This is a genomic window from Bradyrhizobium sp. AUGA SZCCT0431 (genome assembly GCF_018131065.1).
Taxonomy (GTDB): domain Bacteria; phylum Pseudomonadota; class Alphaproteobacteria; order Rhizobiales; family Xanthobacteraceae; genus Bradyrhizobium.
Genome location: NZ_JAFCLR010000068.1, coordinates 1 through 24,925, shown reverse-complemented (window position 1 = coordinate 24,925; position 24,925 = coordinate 1). Strand labels below are relative to the sequence as shown.

The 24,925-nt window shown below is 62.4% G+C and carries 24 protein-coding genes; 13 read left to right on the top strand and 11 right to left on the bottom strand.

The window, feature by feature from the left end; genetic code table 11:
• Positions 1-606: 606 nt before the first annotated feature.
• Complete coding sequence (locus JQ567_RS36760) at positions 607-1,050, bottom strand: hypothetical protein (protein ID WP_212443348.1); 444 nt, start codon at positions 1,048-1,050, stop codon at positions 607-609.
• Positions 1,051-1,288: 238 nt separating this feature from the next.
• Between JQ567_RS36760 and JQ567_RS36755 the strand changes: the two genes are divergently transcribed.
• From JQ567_RS36755 to JQ567_RS36740, 4 genes are all read left to right on the top strand, one after another.
• Positions 1,289-1,501, top strand: a complete 213-nt coding sequence (locus JQ567_RS36755) for a hypothetical protein (RefSeq protein WP_212443347.1) — start codon at positions 1,289-1,291, stop codon at positions 1,499-1,501.
• A gap of 12 nt (positions 1,502-1,513) precedes the next feature.
• Positions 1,514-1,759 (top strand): hypothetical protein, encoded by a 246-nt coding sequence (locus JQ567_RS36750; RefSeq protein ID WP_192736606.1) that lies wholly within the window; start codon positions 1,514-1,516, stop codon positions 1,757-1,759.
• 462 nt (positions 1,760-2,221) lie between these two features.
• On the top strand, positions 2,222-2,485 hold the full coding sequence (locus JQ567_RS36745) for a hypothetical protein (RefSeq protein WP_212443346.1): 264 nt from the start codon (positions 2,222-2,224) through the stop codon (positions 2,483-2,485).
• 549 nt (positions 2,486-3,034) lie between these two features.
• The gene (locus tag JQ567_RS36740; RefSeq protein ID WP_027539571.1) at positions 3,035-3,235 is read left to right on the top strand and encodes a cold-shock protein; all 201 of its coding nucleotides are present in this window, start codon (positions 3,035-3,037) and stop codon (positions 3,233-3,235) included.
• Positions 3,236-3,373: 138 nt separating this feature from the next.
• Here JQ567_RS36740 and JQ567_RS36735 read toward each other — a convergent pair whose 3' ends face one another.
• Both JQ567_RS36735 and JQ567_RS36730 read right to left on the bottom strand, forming a co-directional pair.
• Entirely contained in the window at positions 3,374-4,024 is a 651-nt protein-coding gene (locus JQ567_RS36735; RefSeq protein ID WP_212443345.1) for a hypothetical protein, read from the bottom strand.
• A 141-nt stretch (positions 4,025-4,165) separates the two neighbouring features.
• Entirely contained in the window at positions 4,166-4,627 is a 462-nt protein-coding gene (locus JQ567_RS36730) for an Lrp/AsnC ligand binding domain-containing protein (protein ID WP_212001390.1), read from the bottom strand.
• A gap of 115 nt (positions 4,628-4,742) precedes the next feature.
• On the opposite strand from JQ567_RS36730, the gene putA reads away from it, so the two are divergent.
• The 3 genes from putA to JQ567_RS36715 all read left to right on the top strand — a co-directional run bounded on the left by putA (position 4,743) and on the right by JQ567_RS36715 (position 9,795).
• Complete coding sequence (gene putA, locus JQ567_RS36725; RefSeq protein ID WP_212443344.1) at positions 4,743-7,808, top strand: bifunctional proline dehydrogenase/L-glutamate gamma-semialdehyde dehydrogenase PutA; 3,066 nt, start codon at positions 4,743-4,745, stop codon at positions 7,806-7,808.
• 112 nt (positions 7,809-7,920) lie between these two features.
• The gene (locus tag JQ567_RS36720) at positions 7,921-9,126 is read left to right on the top strand and encodes a CaiB/BaiF CoA-transferase family protein (protein ID WP_212443343.1); all 1,206 of its coding nucleotides are present in this window, start codon (positions 7,921-7,923) and stop codon (positions 9,124-9,126) included.
• Positions 9,127-9,147: 21 nt separating this feature from the next.
• The gene (locus JQ567_RS36715) at positions 9,148-9,795 is read left to right on the top strand and encodes a glutathione S-transferase family protein (RefSeq protein WP_212443342.1); all 648 of its coding nucleotides are present in this window, start codon (positions 9,148-9,150) and stop codon (positions 9,793-9,795) included.
• Between the two features lie 4 nt (positions 9,796-9,799).
• Here JQ567_RS36715 and JQ567_RS36710 read toward each other — a convergent pair whose 3' ends face one another.
• From JQ567_RS36710 to JQ567_RS36700, 3 genes are all read right to left on the bottom strand, one after another.
• Positions 9,800-9,967 carry a hypothetical protein gene (locus tag JQ567_RS36710; RefSeq protein WP_212443341.1) on the bottom strand — a complete coding sequence of 56 codons (168 nt, stop codon included), beginning with the start codon at positions 9,965-9,967 and terminating at the stop codon, positions 9,800-9,802.
• Positions 9,968-10,065: 98 nt separating this feature from the next.
• Positions 10,066-11,622 carry a hypothetical protein gene (locus JQ567_RS36705; RefSeq protein ID WP_212443340.1) on the bottom strand — a complete coding sequence of 519 codons (1,557 nt, stop codon included), beginning with the start codon at positions 11,620-11,622 and terminating at the stop codon, positions 10,066-10,068.
• Between the two features lie 91 nt (positions 11,623-11,713).
• Entirely contained in the window at positions 11,714-12,730 is a 1,017-nt protein-coding gene (locus JQ567_RS36700) for a hypothetical protein (protein ID WP_409363658.1), read from the bottom strand.
• 251 nt (positions 12,731-12,981) lie between these two features.
• Here JQ567_RS36700 and JQ567_RS36695 point away from each other — a divergent pair, with 251 nt between their 5' ends.
• From JQ567_RS36695 to JQ567_RS36685, 3 genes are all read left to right on the top strand, one after another.
• Positions 12,982-13,356, top strand: coding sequence for a Crp/Fnr family transcriptional regulator (locus tag JQ567_RS36695; RefSeq protein WP_212443338.1), 375 nt, complete (start codon positions 12,982-12,984; stop codon positions 13,354-13,356).
• The gene (locus tag JQ567_RS36690) at positions 13,353-14,165 is read left to right on the top strand and encodes an MBL fold metallo-hydrolase (protein WP_212032766.1); all 813 of its coding nucleotides are present in this window, start codon (positions 13,353-13,355) and stop codon (positions 14,163-14,165) included. The genes JQ567_RS36695 and JQ567_RS36690 overlap by 4 nt, the downstream gene beginning before the upstream one ends.
• Positions 14,166-14,346: 181 nt before the next feature.
• Complete coding sequence (locus tag JQ567_RS36685; protein ID WP_212443337.1) at positions 14,347-14,958, top strand: glutathione S-transferase family protein; 612 nt, start codon at positions 14,347-14,349, stop codon at positions 14,956-14,958.
• Positions 14,959-15,055: 97 nt separating this feature from the next.
• Here the strand turns inward: JQ567_RS36685 and JQ567_RS36680 are convergent, their stop codons facing one another.
• From JQ567_RS36680 to JQ567_RS36670, 3 genes are read right to left on the bottom strand one after another with little or no spacing between them, the layout of a single operon-like run.
• Positions 15,056-15,556: a TPM domain-containing protein gene (locus JQ567_RS36680; RefSeq protein WP_212443336.1), complete on the bottom strand. Its 501-nt coding sequence runs from the start codon at positions 15,554-15,556 to the stop codon at positions 15,056-15,058.
• Positions 15,557-16,447 (bottom strand): YgcG family protein, encoded by an 891-nt coding sequence (locus JQ567_RS36675; protein ID WP_212443335.1) that lies wholly within the window; start codon positions 16,445-16,447, stop codon positions 15,557-15,559. It abuts the gene before it with no gap.
• 23 nt (positions 16,448-16,470) lie between these two features.
• Entirely contained in the window at positions 16,471-17,082 is a 612-nt protein-coding gene (locus JQ567_RS36670) for a LemA family protein (protein WP_212443334.1), read from the bottom strand.
• A gap of 199 nt (positions 17,083-17,281) precedes the next feature.
• On the opposite strand from JQ567_RS36670, the gene JQ567_RS36665 reads away from it, so the two are divergent.
• From JQ567_RS36665 to JQ567_RS36655, 3 genes are read left to right on the top strand one after another with little or no spacing between them, the layout of a single operon-like run.
• Positions 17,282-18,133, top strand: coding sequence for an enoyl-CoA hydratase (locus tag JQ567_RS36665; protein WP_212443333.1), 852 nt, complete (start codon positions 17,282-17,284; stop codon positions 18,131-18,133).
• A 5-nt stretch (positions 18,134-18,138) separates the two neighbouring features.
• Positions 18,139-19,284, top strand: a complete 1,146-nt coding sequence (locus JQ567_RS36660) for an acyl-CoA dehydrogenase family protein (protein ID WP_212443332.1) — start codon at positions 18,139-18,141, stop codon at positions 19,282-19,284.
• Positions 19,285-19,314: 30 nt separating this feature from the next.
• Positions 19,315-20,511 (top strand): acyl-CoA dehydrogenase family protein, encoded by a 1,197-nt coding sequence (locus JQ567_RS36655; RefSeq protein ID WP_212443331.1) that lies wholly within the window; start codon positions 19,315-19,317, stop codon positions 20,509-20,511.
• Between the two features lie 6 nt (positions 20,512-20,517).
• Here JQ567_RS36655 and JQ567_RS36650 read toward each other — a convergent pair whose 3' ends face one another.
• A complete protein-coding gene (locus JQ567_RS36650; protein ID WP_212443330.1) occupies positions 20,518-21,390 on the bottom strand; it encodes a division plane positioning ATPase MipZ in 873 nt (290 codons plus the stop codon).
• Positions 21,391-21,636: 246 nt separating this feature from the next.
• On the bottom strand, positions 21,637-23,958 hold the full coding sequence (locus JQ567_RS36645; protein WP_212443329.1) for a xanthine dehydrogenase family protein molybdopterin-binding subunit: 2,322 nt from the start codon (positions 23,956-23,958) through the stop codon (positions 21,637-21,639).
• Between the last annotated feature and the right edge of the window lie 967 nt (positions 23,959-24,925).

The window sequence follows — 24,925 nt, the reverse complement described above, 5'->3', positions numbered from 1 at the left end:
ATTGAGAGGGCGCAGGGAAGACCGGGTGCGCGCTGCACCCGCGGTCCCGTGTGCAATTTGCACAGAAAAATGCGCACACGAGCATACAGGTCCAGCGGAGAACACCCGGCCTTCCCTGCGCAATGGCTTTACGGCTTATATCGTGCTCTCCCTGGTGAACGGGCTTTCTTGCCACCATCATCCCTGATCAGCTTTTGGCTTCTCGGGAACTTGACGCCAGCAACGGGGCGCCAGGACCACACGACTTCGCCGTACGCTATTCGCCACGTTCGTCTTCGTGACGTCAGCGTCCACCGCAACCCGTCCAACGTCCGTGACGACGGCCGACGCCCTCTGAGTGGGACGGGATGGCGACAATGTGCCATGATCTGACCTTCTGGAAAAGCGAAATATTTTTTATTCCGGGGCTTGACATGATTTCCGAAAAACAGAATCTATTTGCCCGTCGGGTTGATTTGTCGCACGCAGTTCGCAAGATTGCCCTTGCGTGTGAGGCGACGCAGTTGGCGAGTTTAGTGCACTGTCACCGTCTCACCGTAGCCGATGCGGCGGATTACGCCTTCGGCTCAATCCGCCCTACGAGCAGTCACTGCAATTCGGTCCGCTCTACTGGCTCTTACCGCAATTCCGACAGTTCTTCTCTTCAAAAACGACTCCCGGAATCAAGCTAAGTTCTGTTCTAAGATGCTTGGCTAATGCATTAACTACCGCATCAGGCACCGGTTGGATTCCGGTTTGATAAAAGAAGCAATCAAATCTCGAGGGATCATCGTCAAAGGAATTGAGTATGTCGATATTGACATCCTCTCTCCGCATGTGAATGAAAAATTGCTTCTTGTTTTGATGGAGCTGACTGATACGGATCGCAAAAGCTTCCTTATTAGCAAATTTCGGTAGCTCACCAAGAAACGCATTACGTGCATCTTCATCAACAATCATGACAATGGACCAAATGGCTCTTTCGGTCTTCGCGAACGCCTCCATTTCCTTTGCACTCAAATGGCAGAGAGCGAAGACAATCGTTAAGACTCTTGCACATTGCCACAGCATGGAACCTGTCTCCGACTAGCTCGTAGGGCGGATTGAGCCGAAGGCCGCAATCCGCCACCTTGAGCCATGCGCCGCGGGCCGTTGCGCATTCGCCGCTCACCAATGCGCGCGCGATAATCACATATGCGCAGGATAGCACAAAGCCTCGTTAGCGATGCGCCGGTGCGGCGGATTACGCCTTCCGCCTTCGCTCTTCGAGCTACGGCGGACAGGTCGGCTCAATCCGCCCTACGAGTCGATGGCGCTGACCGCTGCGAACCAGCTCCGGCGACACTCCCCCGCTCAACCTCTCCCTGAACAAGCATTCAGAAAATTCTGCCCGATCGAAGCGCAGTTTTCTCGAACCCGCTTTTTGGCGGGTACGACTGATGGGCGATGGGTAATTAAAACCCAGGCTGAAACTGAAACGATCAACCCGCGCCAGGACAAGATGTCGAACGCGCATCATTGAAGGAGAAAGACCATGCGTAAAGTTGCTCTCGCTCTCGCCGCCGCCACTTCCCTCGGTGTTATGGCGCTGGCCCCCACCACCGCTTCGGCGTGGCATCACCACCACCATCACCACGGCCATCACCACCACGGTCACTGGGGCCACGGCCACGGCTTCCGCATCGGCATCATCGGTGGCGGCTATGACGGTTGCTACGTGACCCGCCGGGTGTTCACCCCGTACGGCGTTGTCCTCCGCACCGTCAACGTCTGCTACTGATCGACACACGTTCGGTTCAGAAACCCCGGTCGCCCAGCGCGGCCGGGGTTTTCTGTTGTGGGTGCTGTTCAGACGTCATTGCGAGCCAACGGGTCGCGCGAATGCGCGCCCGATGACAGGCTTCGCGAAGCAATCCATCTTGCTGCGCAATAAAAGAATGGATTGCTTCGTCGCTTCGCTCCTCGCAATGACGAAAATGCCTTTTCGCCGTTCCACACATCGCTCCCGTTAACGACGTGAAATCCGGCGCAAACCGGTCCGCTTAGCCCATCACGCCTTTCCGCTGTGTGATCTGTTTCACATCTGAACAGCCATTCAGGTAGTTGTCCGCGATGTAATGCGGCTTTCTCGAACCGGCTTTCTCGCACGCACGACTGATGGGCGATGGGTAAGACTGAAACCTGAACGATCAACCCGCGCCAAGACAAGATGTCGACCGCGCTTCAATCAAGGAGAAAGACCATGCTTCGTAAAGTTACTCTCGCTATCGCTGCCGCCGCCACCCTCGGCGCCATCGCAATGGCTCCGACCGCCGCTTCGGCGAAGCCGGTGCACTGGCCGAACTTCCATCACCACCATGGCCATCACCACCACGGCCACCACCACCACCATGGCTTCGGCTTCAACGTCGGATACGTCGGTGGCGGTTACGACGGCTGCTACGTGAGCCGCCGCGTGTACACCCCGTATGGCGTTGTGTTCCGCACCGTCAACGTCTGCTACTAATCGAACCACAAGTTCGGTTCAGAAACCTCGGTCGCCCAGCGCGACCGGGGTTTTCTGTTGTTGCAATGTAAATGTGAGAAGGAGGTGCAACCGATGACGCCGTTCCGGAATCCGGCCGGCTATTCGCGCAACGCCGTCGAGACCGCCGCGTTCAAGCCCGGCGTCAAACGCGAATTGGTGCGTGTCGGCAGATCGTGGATTATCTCACCGCGAACTACTGAAACGAGCGGCGGATGAAGGCGCGGATGCCCCCACTCGGCGCGTCTATGTTGTGGAGAACCCCTCCCCCGCACGCCAGGCGAGGGAGGATTTCTGGTCAATCCCCCATCGACAAGGCTGGCGCCGGCCACGATTTCGCCGCGTCAAATGAGCGCGAAACGGGCAAAACGGCGGAAATACGGTGCGATATGGCGGATTTTTGCGGAATCCGTGGTGCCGTTTGCGCTACCCAGTCCGCCACAACCCGCGTATCCTGAAGTCTCGGGCATGCCCGGTATGTGCGGGGACCGGCGGCTCGGATATTTTTTTGATTCCGCGGAGACGACGTGAATGGCTAAAGGTACGGTGAAGTGGTTCAACCCGACCAAGGGTTATGGATTTATCCAGCCCAGCAACGGCGGCAAGGACGTTTTCGTTCACATTTCGGCAGTTGAGAAAGCTGGGCTTTCGACGCTTAACGAAGGGCAGACCGTTGAATACGAAGAGATTGCCAATCGCGGCAAGACTTCGGCCGAAAACCTCAAGGTTTAGCGCTACCGCGCGATCGGCAACGGCGCGCTCTCGGAACTAATCCGGGAGCCGGGCTTGAAAAAACTCTCAAAAAAACTGTGAGCGTTCGGCGGAGCGAGCACCGTAGTTGCTCGTACTCTCTTTGGGCCGACCGGCCGCTCAATCTTCCTTCACCCATTTCTCGACCGGCATGACGTCCGGGGGCTGCAGATAGCCCCGCGGCCAGAGGTCGACGACCCATTCGGCCTTGGTTTCGCGGTCGACCATCACGGCGGTGTTGTGCGGCGTCTGCAGCACCAGCGTATTGCCGCGATAGCGGGGATCACCGATCGCATGATGTTTCAGCAGCCCCCAATCCCGCAGCACCAGTAACAGGCTGGTGGTGTTGCGGGTGGTGTCCCAGCAATCGTAATTGTGCTTGTCGTCGAAGTAGCGGAAATCCGCTTTCGCCACGCGCTTGTTGGTGCCGAGGATCGGTCCCATACGGCGGTCGAACCACACCACGGCCTTCTGCACTGCCGCGCGTTCGGCCACGGCCGACGCACGGCCCGCAGCCATGATCTGCGTCAGCGCGTTGCGGTCTGCAGGCGTGAATTCCAGTATCTCGCGGCGGCGGCAGACGAAGCCGTAGCAGACCGTCATCGATTTCGCCGACGGCGGATAGATCGAGACTGACGAGTAAAGGTATGCGACCCCCGAACTCATTTCGGCCGCGTCGGAAGGCGCGCCAGACAACGCAACCCCGACAACGCCAAGCACGCCCGCAAGCCGGGCAAACGTCTGGCGTAACGCTCGATCGGCGTCTCTCATGATCCCTGCTATCCAAACCACGGCGGTGCCCGAGAATTAGCGTGTGCCTTTCACGCTGCCAAGTTGCAAGACCGCCACCTGTGGAACAGGCCACGGCTATTTTTGGCGTGGTGCGTTTTGGTCACGGTCGTTTTGTTTGCGCTACCCGACCGGCAACGGCGCGTCGCGCTTGACCTCTTCCATGACGGCGTAGGTCCGCGTTTCGCGCACCCCCGGCAGCGCCAGCAGGGTCTCGCCGAGAAAGCGCCGATAGGCCGTCATGTCGGCGAGGCGGGCCTTCACCAGATAATCGAAGCCGCCCGCCACCATGTGGCATTCCAGCACTTCGGGGGCCGATTGCACCGCTTCAGCGAAGCGCTCGAAGACATCGGGCGTGGTCTTGTCGAGCATCACCTCGACGAACACCAGCAAGCCCAACCCCAGCCGATGCGGATTGAGCCGGGCACCATAACCCTCGACAAAGCCATCGCGCTGCAGCCGCTTCAGGCGCTCGCCGATCGAGGTCGGTGACAGCCCGATCCGCTCGGCCAGTTCGACATTCGCAATACGGCCATCCCCCTGAAGAATAGAGAGGATTTTGCGGTCAATCTTGTCTATTTCCATCATTTATCCGGCAAAAATAACCTTACTCCAAGTTTTCTAAGGCAAAATAGCGAATTTGTCTATCGAACTACGGTTGGAGCAGCGGTAAATTGGGTGAGACCCCGAGGGAATCACCATGCCGGACCGTCCACCGCCTCTCCCGCCCTTCAACGCGGCCTACGCGCCCCATGATCCGGAGATCGCCGCCCGCCTGCTCGCCACCGCTAAGCTGAGCGGCGAGCAGGAGGCGCGGATCGACCGCACGGCAACGCGCCTGATCGAAGCCGTCAGAGCCAATGACGATCCGCTCGGCGGCGTCGAGGACATGCTGCGCGAGTTCGCGTTGTCGACCAAGGAAGGCCTCGCGCTGATGGTGCTTGCGGAAGCGCTGCTGCGGGTGCCGGATGCGCGCACCGCCGACCAGTTCATCGAGGACAAGCTCGGCCAGGGCGACTTCGTGCATCACGAGACCAAGTCCAGCGCCTTCCTGGTCAACGCCTCGGCATGGGCGCTCGGCATGTCGGCGCGGGTGATCCAGCCCGGCGAGACGCCGCAGGGCACCATCGGACGGCTGACCAAGCGGCTCGGCGCACCCGCCGTGCGCGCCGCGACACGCCAGGCGATGCGGCTGATGGGCAGCCATTTCGTGCTCGGCGAGACCATCGAGGCCGCACTGGCTCGGGCCGAAGCGCATGCATCGCGCCATCGGCGCTATTCCTTCGACATGCTCGGCGAAGGCGCGCGCACCGCCGCCGACGCCGCGCGCTATTTTGATTCCTATGCGCGCGCGATCGATGCGATCGGCCGCGCCGCCAACAATCGTCCCTTGCCCGATCGGCCCGGCATTTCCGTCAAGCTCTCGGCGTTGCATTCGCGCTTCGAAGCGATCAGCCATCAACGGGTGATGAGCGAGCTGGTGCCGCGCCTGATCGATCTGGCGCGACAGGCCAAGACCTTCGATCTGAATTTCACCGTCGATGCCGAGGAAGCCGACCGGCTGGAATTGTCGCTCGACGTGATCGCGGCGGCGTTTGCCGATCCATCACTGGCCGGCTGGGACGGTTTTGGGCTGGCGATCCAGGCCTATCAAAAGCGCGCCCGCGAAGTGATCGACCATGTCGATGGTCTCGCGAAAAACCTGAACCGCCGCATGATGGTCCGGCTGGTGAAGGGCGCCTATTGGGACACCGAGATCAAGCGCGCGCAGGAGCGCGGCCTCGACGGTTATCCCGTGTTCACCCGCAAGGCGATGACCGACCTGAACTACGTCGCCTGCGCGCAGCAATTGCTGGGCTTGCGGCCGCGGATCTTTCCGCAGTTTGCGACTCACAACGCACTGACGGTCGCGACCCTGCTCGAACTGGCAAAGGGCGAGAGCGGGTTCGAGTTCCAGCGCCTGCACGGCATGGGCGAGGCGCTCTATGCCCAGCTGGCCGAGGATCACCCTGACATCGCCTGCCGCACCTATGCGCCGGTCGGCAGCCACCGCGATCTCCTCGCCTATCTGGTGCGGCGATTGCTGGAGAACGGCGCCAATTCGTCGTTTGTCGCGCTCGCCGCTGACGAGACAGTGCCGCTGGCCACGTTGCTGTGGCGTCCGATGGAAATCATTGGCGCCGCCGCCAAAGCCGCGCATCCGGACATCCGCCTGCCGGCCGACCTCTTTTCGCCACAACGGACAAACTCGCGTGGGCTGGAATTCGGCGAACGGGCGGCGCTGAACAAACTCGTAGCCGATGTCGCTGCGGAAGTTTTACCTGCAACTGGCAGCGTCGCTGATGCGACGCCGGTCGAAGCCAACGCGGCGGTCTCGGCCGCGCGCGACGGTTTCAAGGGCTGGAGCCGAACGCCGGCCTGGACGCGCGCAAGCATTTTGGAAAAGGCCGCCGACCTGCTGGAACAACGCGCGGCACATTTCATCGCGCTGCTGCAACGCGAGGGGGGCAAGACGCTGGACGATGCACTGTCGGAGTTGCGCGAAGCCGTCGATTTCTGCCGCTATTATGCCGCGCAGGGACGCGCGCATTTCATCGACGGTAAGGCCATGCCGGGTCCGACCGGCGAGAGCAATATACTCGCCTTGCGCGGCCGCGGCGTCTTCGTCGCGATCTCGCCGTGGAATTTTCCGCTCGCGATCTTCATCGGCCAGGTCACGGCGGCGCTGATGGCGGGCAATGCCGTCGTCGCAAAGCCTGCCGAGCAGACGCCGCTGATCGCGGCCGAAGCGGTGCGGCTGTTGCATGAAGCCGGCGTCCCGCCTTCCGCATTGCATCTGGTGCAAGGCGACGGGCGGATCGGTGCGGCGCTGGTGGCGCATCCCGACATATCGGGCGTCGTCTTCACCGGCTCGACCGATGTCGCGCGCATCATCAACCGGACGCTGGCGGCCAAGGACGGCCCGATCGTGCCGCTGATCGCGGAGACCGGCGGCATCAATGCAATGATCGTCGATGCCACCGCGTTGCCCGAACAGGTCGCCGACGACGTCGTCACCTCGGCGTTCCGCTCGGCCGGCCAGCGCTGCTCGGCGCTGCGGCTGCTGTTGATCCAGGACGACGTCGCCGACCGCATGATCGAGATGATTGCAGGCGCCGCGCGTGAACTCCGGATTGGTGATCCCGGCGATCCTGCAACCCATATCGGGCCGGTGATCGATGCCGAGGCGAAGCAACGTCTGGATGCACATATCGCGCGCATGAAGCAGGAGGCGCGGGTGCACTTTGCAGGCACCGCGCCCGAGGGTAATTTCGTCGCGCCGCACATCTTTGAATTGTCCGATGCCGGGCAACTCAAGGAAGAAGTGTTCGGTCCGGTGCTGCACGTGGTGCGCTACCGCGCCGACCGGCTTCGCCACGTGTTGCAATCGATCGAGGGCTCCGGTTACGGACTTACGCTCGGCATCCACTCCCGGATCGACGATACCGTCGACGACATCATCGACGCCGTTCAGGTCGGCAACATCTACGTCAACCGCAACATGATCGGCGCCGTCGTCGGCGTGCAGCCGTTCGGCGGCCATGGCCTCTCCGGCACCGGCCCCAAGGCCGGCGGCCCGCATTATCTGGCGCGGTTTGCCACCGAACAGACTGTCACCGTCAATACCGCCGCCGCCGGCGGCAACGCGGCGTTGCTGTCCGGGACCGAAGGCGCCGGTTGGCGAATTGGCCAGCCTTCGCCACGCTGGCGGGGACAAGGCAGCTAAGCGAAAGTGCCGTTGCATCGTCCCCGCAACATGGGTCAAATGGCCCATCATCGGCATTGATAATTCCAGTCACCGGAATAAGACCAACAAACGTCACGGGAGCGGCACGACAATGGAAAAAGGCATTTTTGACGGCCTCAAGGTTCTGGACTGCGCGAGTTTCATCGCAGCCCCTGCGGCCGCCACCGTGCTGTCCGATTTCGGCGCCGACGTGATCAAGATCGAACCGCCGGTTACCGGTGATCCCTATCGCAATTTGCCGAATTTGCCGGGCTACCCGCACAGCGAACACAATTTCGCGTGGATGCTGGAAGCGCGCAACAAGAAGAGCCTGGCGCTCGACCTGACGAAACCGGAAGCGCAGGCGGTGCTCTACAAACTGGTCGCCGAGGCCGACGTGTTCATCACCAACATGCCGCCGCAGGTCCGTGCCAAGCTCGGCATCACCTGGGACCATCTGGCGCATCTCAACGACCGGCTGATCTACGCGTCGTTCACCGGCTATGGCGAAAAGGGCGAGGAAGCCAACAAGCCCGGCTTCGACTCTAACGCCTATTGGGCGCGCTCGGGGCTGATGGACCTGGTGCGCGCGGATGAACACACCACGCCGGCGCGATCGATCGCCGGCATGGGCGACCACCCCTGCGCGATGGCGTTTTACGGCGCGATCGTGACCGCGCTGTTCAAGCGTGAAAAGACCGGCAAGGGTTCGCATGTCAGTTCCAACCTGATGGCCAACGGCGTCTGGGCGGCTTCGGTGCTGGCACAGGCCAAACTGGTCGGCGCCAAGTTCGGCGAGCGGCGGCCGCGCGAGCGCGCGCTGAACGCGGTGACCAATCACTACCAGTGCAAGGACGGCCGCTGGCTGATCCTGTCGCTGCTGAACGAAGACCGGCAATGGCCGACACTGGCGCGCTGCCTCGAGCGCGAGGATCTGGTGACCGACCCGCGCTTTGAAACCAGGAAGGAGCGCCACGCGCGCTCGCTGGAACTGATCAAGATCTTCGACGAAATCTTTGCCGGCAAAGACCTCGCCGAATGGCGCAAGATCCTCGACGGCAACGGGCTGGTGTTCGGCGTCGTCGGCATCCTCGACGACATTCCGGGCGACCAGCAGATGATCGAGAACGAAGTGCTGGTGCCGTTCGAGAACGACACCATGATGACCATCAGCAGCCCGATCTGGGTCGACGGCAGCAAGAAAGTCCAGCCGCGCAAGCCGCCCGGCCTCGGCGAACATAGCGACGAGATTTTGCGCAACGCCGGCTATGACGAGGCCGCGATCAAGACGCTGCGGGCGTCCGGCGCGGTGGCGTGAGCCTGCGGAAAAGATAGCGGCATGCCCACCTATCGCCTGCATTATTTCCCAGAGTCCGGAAACAGCTACAAGCTTGCGCTGATGCTGACCCTGTGCGGCCAGACCTTCGAGCCGGTCTGGACCGATTTCGGCGGCGGCATCACGCGGTCAGCGGAATGGCGGCGCACGGTCAACGAGATGGGCGAAATCCCGGTGCTGGAAGAGGACGGCGTCCGCCTCACCCAGACCGCGCCGATCCTGCTGAAGCTGGCGCGGCAGTTCGGCCAATTCGGCGGCGAGACTGAACAAGAACAGTTCGAACTCTTACGCTGGCTGTTCTGGGACAACCACAAGCTCACCGGCTACATGGCCTCATACCGATTCATGCGGACGTTCATCCCGTCCGGCGATCCCGCGGTGCTGACATATTACCGCAAACGGCTCGACGATTTCTTAGGGATTCTGGAAACGCATCTGCAACGCAATGCGTTCGCGATCGGTGCGCGGCCGAGCATCGCCGATATTTCCATGATGGCCTATCTGCATTATCCGAGCGACGAGACCGGATATGATTTTGCGGTGAGCCACCCGGCCATCAGCGCCTGGCTCGGCCGGATGGCGGGCTTGCCCGGCTGGAAGTCAGCTTACGATTTGCTGCCCGGCAAGCGGCTGACGCATTACGCGAAGTAAAGGTTCACCGGTTGAACCAGGCCCAGGCGATGCCAAAGACGATCACACCGGCAATGACGGTGACCGCGATCGCCCAGGTGCTGACGCGAACGTTGCTGACGATCTCGCGTTTGGCTTCGTTCTCCGCGATCTCGCGATTCCGCTCCCTGTTCTCCTGGTCGGAAGAGCTCATCGCCGGGTCCCCGCTGGGTTGGTCGTTACCCGCCACCTTAGCATCAAACGATGACGGTGCATCGGCACCCTTGCCACCGCCTTCAGGCCGAGGCCTGCCTAACGGCTTTTGACGAAGCACATGCCCATGCGTGCGGTCTTGCCGCTGACCTGACAGGCCAGTCCCTCAGCGCAGGTCCAGGCACGGAAGCTCGCGTCGTTGCTGGCCGCGGTGTTGCCGGGAGCGTAGCAATGCGCGCCCCAGCCATCGCTATATTCGGTGCCCACCAACTCCGCGCTGCCGCGCAATTGCGGACGGCTGGCAAAGCCCCGGGAATAATCCGGCGCCTTGCCATCCCGCACAGCGGTGAGGATGTCACGGCGGCGAACCTGATCGCCGAAGAAGTGCGGCGACGCCGGCACGACCGTTGAATTGGAAGGATTAACCGCCATCCAGTCGACGCCGGGAAAATGAAATCCGCCGATGCCGCGCGTCTGGTGGCACCCGGAACAGGTGACATCGTTCAGCCGCCGCTCAAAGCCGCCGGCCGAGCGGATGTTTTGCAACTTTATACCGCCAGCTGCGGCCTTCTTCAGCGCCGTGACGACGTCAGCCTCGCTGAACACCGCCTTGGCCCCCTCGCCCTGCATCAGGCCGAATTCAGGCAGCAGGTCGGACGCTTCAAAGCCGACCGGCGTTGCGGCAATCGCGCTGTTGGCAAGAAATTTTTCCGGGATCAGGACCGCGCCAGAATCGAACGCTGCCAAATGTTTCGGCTCCAGCAGCCATGACTTGAATTCTTGCTTCAGGCCATCGTCGGCCAGAATGCGGTCACGGTCGATCTGGTTCTCCATCGGCGATTCCCGAAATTCCCGCACCGAGGCGTCATAGCGAAACACCTTCAACAAATAATCGGTGCGGAAATCCCGCACCGCCGATTTCGGCGCATGCGCGATCTGAAGATTGGTCTCGATGCGATCGATGTTTTCATAACCGAGCGGATCGAGCGGACCATCCTCTGCCAGCAGTCTCTCCGCGAGCGGCGCACCGGTCAGCGACAATTCGCCTGCGGCGAGCCAGCGCTTTGCGATTTCGGAACAGGTGATGGGTTTGCCGTTACGGTCGATCCCATGACCGGCCTTGGCTTTCAGCACGAGATTCAGCGTCATTGGCAGACGGGGCAAAATTGCCCTGTCGTCGGTCCCCGGCGTTTTCATTCGCGTCAGCCGGTAGATCAGCCGGATGTCGCCGCAGCTGGCCTCGTCGACATAAGCGCGATCCATGCGGTTGACGATGCCCGCCAGCACGAAACGGGTGTCGCCGGCGTCAAGCTTGGTGCGGTCGAACAGTTGAAAGGCAAAGCCATCGCCGACGCCGATGGCTTCGCTCGGCAGGTTCCTTTTGTGTCGCGCAATATAACGGTCGAACTCGGCGTCGATCGCCTGGCGGACCGGGAGCATCGACGGCAGGGTGAATAGCTGCCCGCTCGTGAGCGGAATATCGGCCGACCGCTCCGGCCGCAACAGGCGGCCGATGCCGAACCTGCCGCCGTCGAGTTCGCGGAGCGTCAGGGGATCCGTTATCGCGGTCCCACGCTCCAGTGGCGCGGTGGACGCTGGCAATGCGCCGCACACCAGGGCGAGCATGATGACAAGAAATCGCAGCGCGCGGCTCATGCCCCCACTAACACCGCGCGAAGTGGCCTATTCAAGCAAAAAGGCGCTTCACATCCCGGTGAAGCGCCTTCGTCTTTCAGATTTCGCGTAATCAGCGGGCGACGATCAGGCCCTTGCTGGTCACGACCACCCATTTGCCGTCCTGCTTGCGGATGGCATCGATGCGGCCGAGACCCGGGACGGGATCGCCGGCGTAGACTTCAAAGATGCCCTGGCGGCCTTCGATCAGCGCGCTGCCATTGGCGGCGTCACGCAGCACCCAGCCGTCCACGGTCGGCAACCGTGCAATCTCGGGCTTGGGCGCGGGCAGCGGCACCGCCGCAGCCGTTGCGGGCGGCGACACCGTTCCCGTGACGTCCCTTGCGGCAGCCGGCGTTGCGGCGGCGACGGGTGCGGGTGCAGCAGCTTGCGCGCGGAGTTTTTCGACGGCCTCGCTGAGCTTGGCGAGCTTGGCGGCCGGCTCGGCCTGCGCCTTCTCGACCTTGTCGAGGCGGTCGCTGGTCTTGTTGAACTGGCTCACCCCGGTTTTGGAGGTGTGCTCGACGCTGGCCTTCAGCGCCAGGATATCGGCATCGATCCGCGCCACCGAGGCTTCGAGCGCGCTGTTGTTGTTCACGACGGCGGAATTTCCGGCCATCATCTGTCCAAGACCCGCGGTTGCGAGCGCGCCACCGAGCGCGCCGGCGACCGTCGCCAGCGCCACCACAGCCGCCATCGCCGACATCCGGCGCTTGCCGGACACCCCGTCAGCTGCGACGGCCTCCGGCTTTGCATCGGCTTCGTTGCCGTTCCACGCACGCTCGCCGGGCGACATGATCAACAGCTTGCCGGGAATCCGCGGCGATTCAACTTTCGGAGCATCAGATGTGGCCGCTTCGACCTTCGCCGGTTCAACTTTGGTCGCTTCAACCTTGGAAGCCTCGACCCTGGGCGCTTCCACCTTGGGCGCATCCGGCTTGAGAGAGGTTTCTTCCTGGTCGGGAGCCAGCATCGGGGACTCGATCGCAGCCGTCACCGGCTCCTTTGACGCGGACATATCGGGAGCGGCCGGCCCAGCGCCGACGGAACCGGTTTCACCGCTGGTGGCCTCGGACTGCTGTTCGCTCACGTTCAATTCTCCAGAATGGGTTGACCTTTTGGTAACTTTTATTGCTTGCGAAATCGTTACCGGGTTCCGCCTTACCGAAATATTAGAAGGTCATCCGGGCCTGTTTGGGGCCGCAAAGCGACGGCTGCGGGGCCGGCGATTCCGCCCGCTCGCCCATGCTGCCCTGCGGCAATCCCCGACAGCTCCGTTTGCGCCCGTTCATTTACCGACTAACATGGCCTGACCATCCAGCCAGAAGGCAGGAGGCCGCCATGACCATCGAAAAATGCATCAACGAGTTTGATGTAGATGACGTCATTTTTGAGGAAGGCTCGACCGGGCGCGAGCTGTTCGTCGTGCTCGACGGCCAGGTCGAGATCGCCAAGGTTAACGGCGCCAGCAAGACCGTGATCGTCACGCTCGGCAAGGGCGAGTTCTTCGGCGAGATGGCCGTGATCGACGGCTCCTCCCGTTCGGCGACCGCGATTGCCGCAGCGGCGCACACCCGCGTGATGCGGATCAACCACGCCCGCTTCGTCTATCTGGTCAGCCAGCAGCCGGCGTTTGCGCTGATGATCATGGATGCGCTCAGCAAGCGACTACGTGCCGCGAACGCGATCACTTTCAAAGCCGCGGCCAATCCATGAGCGAGCGCCGCCCCAGCCCGTTCAAGACCCTGCTCGAAAGCGACGTCTGCACGCTGATCGAGGCAGCCGAGGACGTCTACCAGATCCGCTTCAAGAACCGCGCGGCGAACGCCTATCTGGTGCGCGGCAGCTCGCGGACCATCATGATCGATGTCGGCCTGTCATCGAACTATCCGCATCTGCTGAAATGTCTGCAACACGTCGATTGTCCGCCCGAGAAAATCGACATGGTTGTGCTGAGCCATGAGCACCTCGACCATATCGGCGCCGCCTATCATTTCAATGGCCGCGCCTTCATCGCCGCGCATCGGCTGGCCGCCAACAAGATCATGCTGCGCGACGATTTCTCGATGCTGCGCAAGATGTTCAACGAACCGAATATCCCGATCAATGTCGACATCTGGCTCGAGGAAGGCAATCTGCTCGACCTCGGCAATTTCCGCCTCAACGTGATGTACACGCCCGGCCATACCTCGGCCTGCATCACGCTGTTCGACCAGGACAAGGGCCTGCTGTTCGCCAGCGACACGCTGATGCCCGGCGGCGTGATGGGCGGCGTATTCGGTTCCGGCAGCATCGCCGACTATATCCAGTCACTGGAGCGGCTGAAGGGGTTGAACTCGAAGATCCTGCTGTCCGGCCACGGCCGCCTCTCCGACACGCCGCAGGACGATGTACGGGTCGCCATTCAACGTTCGCACAACCTGCTGTCCGACACCGCGCAATTGTTCGACGCTTTGGATGCGCGCTCGAATTTCGAACCGATCATGCAATCGGTGCGCGACCTCAACAAGCTGGATGACGGCTAGGCAGCCAACGCTGCCGAATAATTGCGCCATCCGGAATTATTCCCCGCCTGGCAGATCTTGACGTGATTCCAAATCACACTCGCCAGCCTCCGGCTGCGATCCACCCATTTGACAAAATTTATGGCGGCCTGTTCAACAACAGCAACAATGACGCCTCCAAGAGGCATGGGGAGTGAGCACCATGAAACTTTACGACTCGGTCGGACCGAACCCGCGCATTGTCCGCATGTTCATGGCGGAAAAGGGCATCGAGATGCCGAAGCAGACGGTCGACCTGCGCAAGGGCGAAAACCGCGAGGCCGAGCATTTGAAGCGCAACCCGCACGGCCAGATGCCGGCGCTTGAACTCGACAACGGCAGCTATCTCTCGGAAGTCATCCCGATCTGCGAATATCTCGAGGAGAAGAACCCGACGCCTGCGATGATCGGAACGACGCCGGAAGAGCGCGCCGAATGCCGGATGTGGACGCGCCGCGTCGATCTCAACATCTGCGAGCATCTCGCCAATGGCTTTCGCTTCGGCGAGGGTCTGAAGTTTTTCGAAAAGCGCATCCTCTGCGCGCCCGAAGCCTCGCCCGGCCTGAAGATGATCGCGGCCAACCGCCTGCAATGGCTCGACGGACAAATGGCCGGCAAGGATTATATCTGCGGCAACCGCTTCACGATGGCCGACATCCTGCTCTATTGCTGGCTCGATTTCGGCGGCACGGTCGGCCAGCCGCTGGATCAGAGCAACAGCAATATCGTGGCGTGGATGGCGCGGGTTGCGGAGCGGCCGTCGGTGAAGGCCTGACCGTCATTGCGAGGAGCGTCAGCGACGAAGCAATCCACACTTGCTTTGAGGCCGTGGATTGCTTCGCTTCGCTCGCAATGACGTGGTAGGTTCTGAGTTAAATCACCACCGGCGTATCCGGTAGTTCATTCGTCCCGCCGCCCTGCGGCGGAAAATGCGCCGCCAGTTGCCGCGATACCGCTTCGATCCCCTTGATCACGCCGCTCTCGAACCTACCCGCCCGAAATTCCGTTTCCATCTCGACGCAGATTTTCTCCCAGCCGGCGGTGCCGACGTGTGCGTGGATGCCGCGATCGGCAACGATTTCGACGTCGCGGTCGGCCAGCAGGAGATAGATCAGCACGCCATTGTTGTGCGCGGTGTCCCAGATCCGCAGTTGCGAGAAAACATCCAGCGCGCGCTCCCGCGCCGGCTGATTCCGGAACAGCGGTGCGCCGTCGAGCGCGCCTTCGACGACGAAGCGGACCTGGCCGGAATGCGTGGCCTCGCCCGCCTTGATCGCCGCCTCGATCGCGGCCAGCACCTTCGGCGGAAAGTCGCGCCGCTCCCGCCAGCGGTGTTGAAGAAGGTGCCTGCCAATGCGTTTGATATCTGCCATCTACCAGCTCCCCGACGCGCCGCCGCCGCCGAAACTGCCACCCCCGCCGCCGCTATCGCTCGAGCTGCTGCTCGAACTGCCTCCGGACCATGAGCCGCCGCTGCTGCCGCCGGACCAGCCGCCGCTCCCACTGCTGCCTGGCGCCGACGACACAATGGCATCGCTGAACAGCACGAAAAACACGGCGATAAGCCCTGCAAATATACCTGCGGCCAGCGAGCCGAACAGGAACCAGGCAATCAGCGTCACCACGCCGCCGCCGACGCCCGCGCCGACCAGCCGGCCGAGCATGGTCCGCATCAACCCGCCGAACAGGAATACCGGGATCAGGAGAAACGGATTGAACATGGCATCGACGTCGAACAGCCCCGACTGATGTTGCCAATGCGGCGGCTCCGGCTCCGGCAGTTTCTCGCCATCGATGATCCGGATCATCTTGTTAAGGCCGGCCGAGACGCCGCCGGCGAAATCACCGGACTTGAACTTTGGCGTGACCTCCTCGTCGATGATGCGCTTGGTGGTAACGTCGGTCAGCGCGCCTTCGAGGCCATAGCCGACCTCGATGCGAAGATGACGATCGTTCTTGGCGATGACCAGCACTGCGCCGTCGTCGATCTTCTTGCGGCCGATCTTCCAGGCTTCCGCCACCCGAAGCGAGAATTGCTCGATCGCCTCGCCGTCCGTCGTCGGCACGATCAGCACCGCGATCTGGCTGCCCTTCCGCGCCTCGAAACTTCGGATGGTCTGGTTCAGCGAGGCGATATCGCCGCTGGTGAGCGTGCCGGTCTGATCGACCACACGCCCGACGAGCGGCGGCACCGCGACGACGGCCAGGGCTGACGCAGCCCAGAACACGAGCAGCGCAAGAATGGAAACTCTTGCAGCGTTCATTGCGATCGGTTCTTTTTGAGCCGCTACTTCGCGGGTGCGGCCGGTGTCGGATTGAAATCCACCTTCGGCGCCGTGGATATTTCCTTCTCGTTCTCGACCGCGAAGTTCGGCTTTTCCTTGTAGCCGAACATCATCGCCGTCATGTTGTTCGGGAAGGTGCGGATGCCGACATTGTAGTCCTGCACCGACTTGATGTAGCGGTTGCGCGCCACCGTAATGCGGTTCTCGGTGCCTTCGAGCTGCGCCATCAGATCCTTGAACAGCGCATCGGATTTCAGCGCGGGGTAGTTTTCGGTTACGACCAACAGCCGCGACAGCGCGCTGGAGAGTTCACCCTGGGCCGCCGTGAATTTCTGGAACGCGGCAGGGTCGTTCAGCACCTCGGGCGTGGCCTGGATGCTGCCAACCTTGGCACGGGCGTTGGTGACCCCGAGCAGCACGTCCTTTTCCTGCTGCGCGAAGCCCTTCACCGAATTGACGAGGTTGGGCACGAGATCAGCGCGCCGCTGGTACTGGTTCACAACCTCCGACCAACCGGCCTTGACCTGTTCATCATTGGTCTGGATCGCGTTGTAGCCGCAATTGGTCAGGCTCAGCGTCGCCAGCGCCGCCAGCACGGTCCATAATCTGCGCATAAAACACTCCCGTTATTATTTCGTGTCACGGTATCAGAATGGCATGCTTTCACACAATTATTCCGGGGCTGGGCCTAATGGCCCATCCCGGAACGGCGGTGGTGATTGAATGAACTTCGGGCTGCTTTCGTTCCGATGGCTCTTGCCTATCGTCGGCTGAAATAGTCACATGGCCGCATAATAATAACCGGGAGGGCCCATGACCGCATTCGAAACCATCGTCGTGGAGCGGCCGGAGCCGCGTATCGCGCGGATCGTGATGAACCGGCCCGAGGCGCGCAACGCGCAGAACCTGCAAATGACCTACGACCTCAACGCCGCCTTCGATGCGGCCGTGCAGGATGACGCGGTCAAGGTCATCATCCTCGCAGGAAGCGGCCCGCATTTTTCCGCCGGGCACGATCTGCGCCCGGGCGCCAAAAACGAAGCCGGGGTGGATTTTCCGCCGGTCGGAAATTGGGGCGGCTTTGCCGAACCCAATGCCCATGGCCGCTTCGCCCGCGAGCAGGAGATCTATCTGCAGATCACGCGGCGCTGGCGCAATCTGGCGAAGCCGACCATTGCGGAAGTGCACGGCAAATGCATCGCCGGCGGCCTGATGCTGGCCTGGGCCTGCGACATGATCGTCGCCAGTGCCGATGCCGAGTTCTGCGATCCCGTGGTCACCATGGGCGTCTGCGGCGTCGAATGGTTCGTGCATCCCTGGGAACTGGGCCCACGCAAGGCCAAGGAATTGCTGTTCACGGCGGATACCTGGAGCGCGGACGAGGCGCACCGGCTCGGCATGGTCAACCACGTCGTGCCGCGCGCGGAGCTTTCCTCGTTCGTGATGGCGCTGGCGCAGAAGATCGCGGCGAAGCCATCGTTCGCGCTGAAGCTGACCAAGGAGGCCGTCAACCGCTCGGTCGATGTGATGGGACAACCCGCGGCGATCGAACAGGCGTTCGCGCTGCATCAGCTCTGCCATGCGCATAATCTTCAGGAATTCGGAATGGTGGTAGACCCCGCGGGCCTGCATCCCTCCGTTCGGAAATCAGCGGTAACGAAGTAGATCATATGGACCTGACCTTGAGCGACGAGCAGCGGCTGCTGCGTGAGAGTGCCGAGCGTTTTGTGAGCGAGACGTATAACGCTGAGCATCGCCGCCGGGTGGCGAACGATCCGCTCGGCTTCAGCGCCGAAATCTGGAAACAGTTCGCCGAACTCGGCTGGCTGGCGCTGCCGATCGCCGAGGATCATGGCGGGCTTGGCGGTGGCGCGGTCGAGATCGGCATCCTGATGGAAGCGTTTGGTCGGGGACTGGTGTCTGAACCCTATCTCTCGACGGTGGTGATGGGCGCAGGGCTGATCGGTGCATGCGGCAGCGAGGCGCAGAAGCAGGCGCTGCTGCCCAAGGTCGCCGACGGTTCGCTGTATCTGGCGTTCGCGCATTCGGAACGCGCGGCGCGGTTTAACCTTGCCGAAGTCTCGACGACGGCCTGGAAGACGCCCAACGGCTGGCGCATCGATGGCCGGAAGACCGCGGTGCTCGACGGTAATGCCGCCGGGCAGATTATTGTTTCGGCGCAGGTCGCCGACGACAATGGCGTGGGCGACCTCTGCCTGTTCCTGGTGCCGGCAGATACGGCCGGCCTCGGCAAGCGCGATTTTCCGAGACTCGGCGGCGGGCGCGCGTGCAACCTCGAACTTCGCGGCGTTCACGTGGGCGCCGACGCCCTGCTCGGCGATGGCGGCGATGCATTGCCCGTTATCGAGGCCGTGGTCGACCGCGCGATGGCGGCCCTCGGCGCGGAAGCCGTCGGCATCATGCAGACGCTGCTGGATCAGACGCTCGAATATACCAAGATTCGAAAACAGTTCGGGCGGCCGCTGTCGGCCAATCAGGTGATCCGTCATCGGCTCGCCGACATGGCAATGAACTGCGACGAAGCCCGCTCGATGGCGCTGCGCGCCGCGCTGATGGTCGATGCCGAACCTATCGCGCGCGGCCGCGCCGCCTCGGGCGCCAAGGCGAAGATCGGCAAATGCGCCCGCTTCGTCGCCGAGCAATCCGTGCAGTTGCACGGCGCGATGGGCGTCACCGAAGAGCTCGACATCGGTTCCTACTTCAAGCGGCTGCTTGCCTTCGACACGTTGTTCGGCGGCAGCGCCCATCATTATCGCCGCCACGCCGCCCTCGGCGGCAAGACTCTTCACACTTAGAAGTCCATTCAAGCCTAGCGGGAGCGCCACATGGATCTCACCTTCAGCGCCGAGGAGCGCGCCTTCGAACAGGAAGTCCGCGACTTCATCGCGCAGAATCTGCCGGCGGAAATGAAGCACGCGCAGTCGCTGACCCCGTCGGTGTTTTCCGATCCGGATATCGGGATTGCCTGGCAGAGGGCGCTGCACGCCAAGGGGTGGGGCGCGCCGGGCTGGCCGGTGGAGCATGGCGGGCCAGACTGGACGCCGGCGCAACGCTGGATTTTTGAAGCCGAATGCGCCCGCGCCGGGGCGCCGAACGTCAACGTGATGGGCGTCAAGATGGTCGGGCCCGTCATCATCGGCTTCGGTTCGCCGGAACAGCAGAATTTTTACCTGCCGCGGATTCGCTCCGGCGAGGATTACTGGTGTCAGGGCTATTCCGAACCGGGCTCCGGCTCCGACCTCGCCTCGCTGAAGACGCGCGCGGTGCGCGATGGCGACGATTACATCATCAACGGCACCAAGATCTGGACCACGCACGCCCATCACGCCAACCGCATGTTTGCGCTGGTGCGCACCAACGAGACCGAGCGGCAGCAGGACGGCATCTCCTTCATCCTGATCGACATGAAGAGCCCGGGCATCACCACCCGCCCGATCCTCACGATCGGCGGCGACCACGAGGTCAACCAGGTGTTCTTCGACGACGTCCGCGTACCTGTCGCCAACCGGGTCGGCGAGGAGGGCAAGGGCTGGACCTACGGCAAATACCTGCTCGAGTTCGAACGAGGCTCCGGCATCGCCTCGGCCAAATTGCGCGAGGCGCTGAAGACGGTATCCGACCTCGCCGAATCCGAGGCCACCGGCCGCGCCATCGACGATCCCGATATTTCGATGCGGATGTCCGAGATCGAGGTCGATATCGACACGCTCGAAATGACCGAGCTGCGGGTGCTGTCGGCGCTGCAGACCGGGCAGAATCCCGGCGCGGTGTCCTCGCTTCTCAAGTTGCGCAACAGCGAAATCCGCCAGGCGGTCACGCGCCTCGGTGTCGATGTGATCGGCCATGACGGGCTCTATGTCCAGCCGATGCGGCCGTTCTACAAGCTCAACGAGGCGCCGGGGATTCCCGAGGAGATGCTGCCGGTAGTGCCGGAATATCTCAACAGCCGGGCCTATACGATTTTTGGTGGCTCCTCGGAGATCCAGCGCGATATCATCGCCAAGATGGTGCTGGGGTTGTAGGCGCGATCACGCCACTTCCTGCCGGCGGCCCACGATCTCGTGGGCCGTTGCGGCGTTGCCCAATCCGATCGCGGTGAGCAGCTTCAGCATCTCCAGCCGCGCGGTAACGTGCGACATGGTGGGGCGGCTGCCCAGCGTGATCTCGTCGAGATCATCGACCGCCGTCAGTCCCCGCGGATAGAATTCGCGGAATATCACGCGTTCGGCGAGGCCGTCGATGCAGCGGAAGTTCAGCCGTTGTGACAGCTGCTGGATGCTCTCGCCGACGAGGCGCTTGTTGCGCGAGCCGAGTGTCGAGAGCCGGTTGCGCAGCACGATCCAGTCGGTGACGCCGAGATAGCGCACGCGGCGCCTGCCGCGCGCTTCTTCCACCATCTCGGCATAATGGCTGGTACCGGTGACGCGGAAGGATTCGGGATCGACGGTGCCGAGCACGTCGAGATCGACAAAGCTGTCGTTGAGCGGCGTGATCAAGGTGTCCGCCATCGCATGCGCGACGTGCGTCAGATAATCGTCGTGGCCGGGGGTGTCGATGATGACGACGCCGTAGCGGCCGGCGAGCATCTCGACGGTCTTCTCCAGCGCCCGGCAGCCGGCGGCCTGTTCATCGGCCGAGGGATAGTCGAGTTGCTGGAAGCAAAAATGCTGGGGCATGCCGAGGTCGCGGCCGACATGACGCGCCCAGGCGCGCCGGTTCCCGATGTGATGGGTGAGGCTTTTCTGCCTTGTATCGAGATCGATGGTGGCGACCGCCTGGCCCGACTTGATCAGGGCGATCGCGATATGCATGGCGACGGTGGATTTTCCCGACCCGCCTTTCTCATTGCCGACGACGATCACACGAGCAGACAGTGCCCGCATCGCACCTTCAACCGACATCGGATCGCCCCCGAGGGTCTGATTACGTTCTTGCTTCTTGCTGGGCTCATTGGGCTTGATTCGGCGGATTCTCGCAACGGTGAGAGCTGCTGATTTTTGAGGCGTGCGGCATTAAGTGGCATCGTGATTATTTACCACCGTCATTCCGGGATGGTCCGAAGGACCAGACCTCAGATGCGCAATTGCGCATCGGGGAATCTCGAGATTCCGGGTTCGATGCTTCGCATCGCCCCGGAATGACAGTCGCTACACCGCCCTCGCATCCCTGATCGCCTGCCAGACCTTCGCCGGCGTCAGCGGGGTGTTGAGCTGCTTGATACCGAGCTCGCTGAGCGCATCCATCACGCCATTGGTGATGCAGGGCGGGCCGCCGATGGCGCCGGATTCGCCGCAGCCCTTGGCGCCCAGGGGATTGGTGCGGCACGGCGCGGAATCATCCAGCGTCACTTCAATGGGCGGAATGTCGTCGGCGCGCGGTACGCAGTAATCCTGATAGCTCGCGGTCAGGAGCTGGCCTTCCTCGTTGTAGGACACGCCTTCATACAGCGCCTGCCCGATGCCCTGGGCGACGCCGCCATGCACCTGGCCGGTGACCAGCATCGGATTGACGGCAATGCCGACGTCGTCGACGGTGGTGTAGCGTACCACCTTGCTGACGCCGGTTTCGGGATCGATCTCGACCTCGCAGATATGCGTGCCGTTCGGCCAGCTCGGGCCGTCGACTTCACCCTCGCTGTCGACGCTGAGCCGCGCGCCGTCTTCCTTCTTGGCGATCTCGAACAGGCTGATGCGTCTGTCGGTGCCGACCACCGTGAGAAAGCCGTCGCGATATTCAATGTCCTCGACCGAGGTCTCCAGCACATTCGACGCCTTCTCGCGCGCCTTGTTGATCATGTCGTTGGTGGAAACCGCCACCGCGGTGCCGCCGACGAACAGCGAGCGCGACCCGACGCTGCCGAAACCGGTGGCGAGATCGGTGTCGCCCTGCACGACGTCGATCTTGTCCATGGGAATGCCGAGCGTATCCGACACCATCTGGGTGTAGGTGGTCTGCAGCCCCTGCCCCATCGCCATGGTGCCGGAATGCAGGATGATGCGGCCCTCGGCCGTCGCGTGCAGTGAGACCTTTTCGGTATGCGCGCGCCCGCCGGTCCATTCGATATAGCTGGTGAGACCGCGGCCGTAGAGCAGGCCCTTCTTCTTCGCGGCCTTCTTGCGCGCATTGAAGCCGTCCCAATCGGCAAGGTCGGAGGCGCGTTGCATCATGTGCGCGAACGCGCCGGAATCGTACACTTGGCCGGCGGCGTTGGTGTAGGGCAATTGCGCGGGCTTGATGTAATTGACCTTGCGGATGGCGCGCGGGTCCATTCCGATCTGGCGCGCGGCGGCGTCCATCAGCCGCTCGACGATGAACACGGCTTCCGGCCGGCCCGCGCCGCGATAGGCGCCGACCGGCGCGGTGTTGGTCATCACGGATTTTACTTCGAAATGCACCAGCGGAAGATCATAGACGCCGGTCTGTACGAACGGCCCGAGCACCAGCGGGATGATGTTGCCGGCGCCGCTGCTGTACGCGCCGGTGCCACCGATCGAGCGGACGCGATAGGCCAGCACGCGGCCCTTGGCGTCGAGCGCGAATTCGCCGGTCGAGGTGAGATCGCGGCCATGGGTGCCGCCGACGAATTCATCGGTGCGATCGCCGCGCCAGCGGATTTTTTTGCCGAGCTTTGTGGCGGCATAGGCCACCACGCCGTCTTCCGGATAGAGGCTGGTCTTCTGTCCGAAACCGCCGCCGATATCGCCGACCAGCACGCGGACGCTTTCCTTCGGCCGCTTCAGAATCGATTCCGCGAGCAGGTCGCGGGTCGAGCCCGGCGTTTGCGATTGGACGTGCAGGATCAGCCGGCCGGACTTCTTCTCGATCTCGGCAATGGTCGAGCGCGGCTCCATCGCGGATGGGATCAGCCGCTGGCTGACCAGATCGAGCGACACGGTATGCGCGGCGCTGGCAAAGGCCGCTTCGACCTTGGCCGCATCGCCATAGCTCATGGCGCCGACGATATTGTCTGGCGCCTCGGGCCACACCACGGGCGCGCCCGGCTTCACCGCTTCGACGGGATCGACCACCGACGGCAGCACCTCGTAATCGACCGCGATCGCTTCGGCCGCGTTCTGCGCCAGCACCCGTGAGGTCGCAACCACGGCCGCGACCGGCTCGCCGGCGAAGCGCACGATCTCATGCGCCAGCAGCCGCCGCGGCGGCACCGTCATCGGCGAGCCGTCCGGCCGCTTGAAGATCGCCAGCGTCGGGATGGTGCCGATGTCGTCCTTGACGAGATCGGCGCCGGTATAGATCGCTTCCACGCCCGGCAGCTCCGCCGCGGCCTTGGTATCGATCGAGACGATTTTGGCGTGGGCATGCGGCGAGCGCAGCACGTGCAGCCACAGCGCGCCCTCCTCCGGCCTGTCGTCGATGAACTGCCCCTTCCCGGTAAGCAGCCGCTGGTCTTCCAAACGCTTGACCGGCTGGCCCGCACCAAAACGCATATTGCCGGGAAGAATGTTCATCAGTTGGTCCTTCGATTTTCTTCGCAAAAGTTGGGCTGGTTCTAGCCGATAGATAGGGTGCGAGCCAACCCTATGGAAGCGCCTGGGAAATAGGCATTGGTGGCTGCATTACGAAGTGGCTCCAAAAACGGTGTCGTCCTCCGCGAAAGCGGGGGACCCAGTAAGCCGCGGCTTATCGGTTTGATCATTGGCGTCTCTGGAATACTGGGTCGCCCGGTCAAGCCGGGCGATGACAGTTGAATATGTGGCCGCATTCTCGCGGCGCGTTGCGCCCGAGCTTTGCCAGAAACTTCCCGCCCTCTCATTGAGAGGGCGCAGGGAATGCCGGATGCGCGCTGCACCCGCGGTCTCGTGTGCGAATAGTGCAAAGAAAGCTGCACACGAGCATACAGGGCAGCGGAGGCAATCCGACATTCCCTGCGCAATGGCTTTACGGCTTACTTCGTGCTCTCCTCGGTCGGGCCGAGCTCGTTGTCACCGTCGCCAGCGGGACACCTCCCGCCGACTTGACGCCAGCATCGGGGCGTCGGGACCACACGACTTCACCGTACGCCTTTGTCGCGCGCGTCAAGCGCAACATCGGCGTCCATCGCAACCCGCCCAACGTTCGTGACGATGGCCAACGCCCCTCTTGGTAGGACGGGATGGCAATAGATGTGCCACTGATTTGTCTTCTGGAAAAGCGAAATATTTTTGATTCTGGGGCTTGACATTATTTCTGACAATCAGAATTGATTTGCCCCGGCTTCCGCCTTCGCTCGTTGAGCTACGGCGGACAAGTCGCCAAGGCTACGCCGGGCACGGCCGTCGGGTTGTTTTGTCGCACTCAGCCGTCATTGCCTGCGACAAACGCGAAGCGTTTGCGCAAGGGAGCGAAGCGACGAAGCAATTGATCTTCCCCCGAGAAAGTGGACGGGCTTAAGCGGCTTTTAGCTCCATCTCGATCGGAGCGATATATCCGATTGCG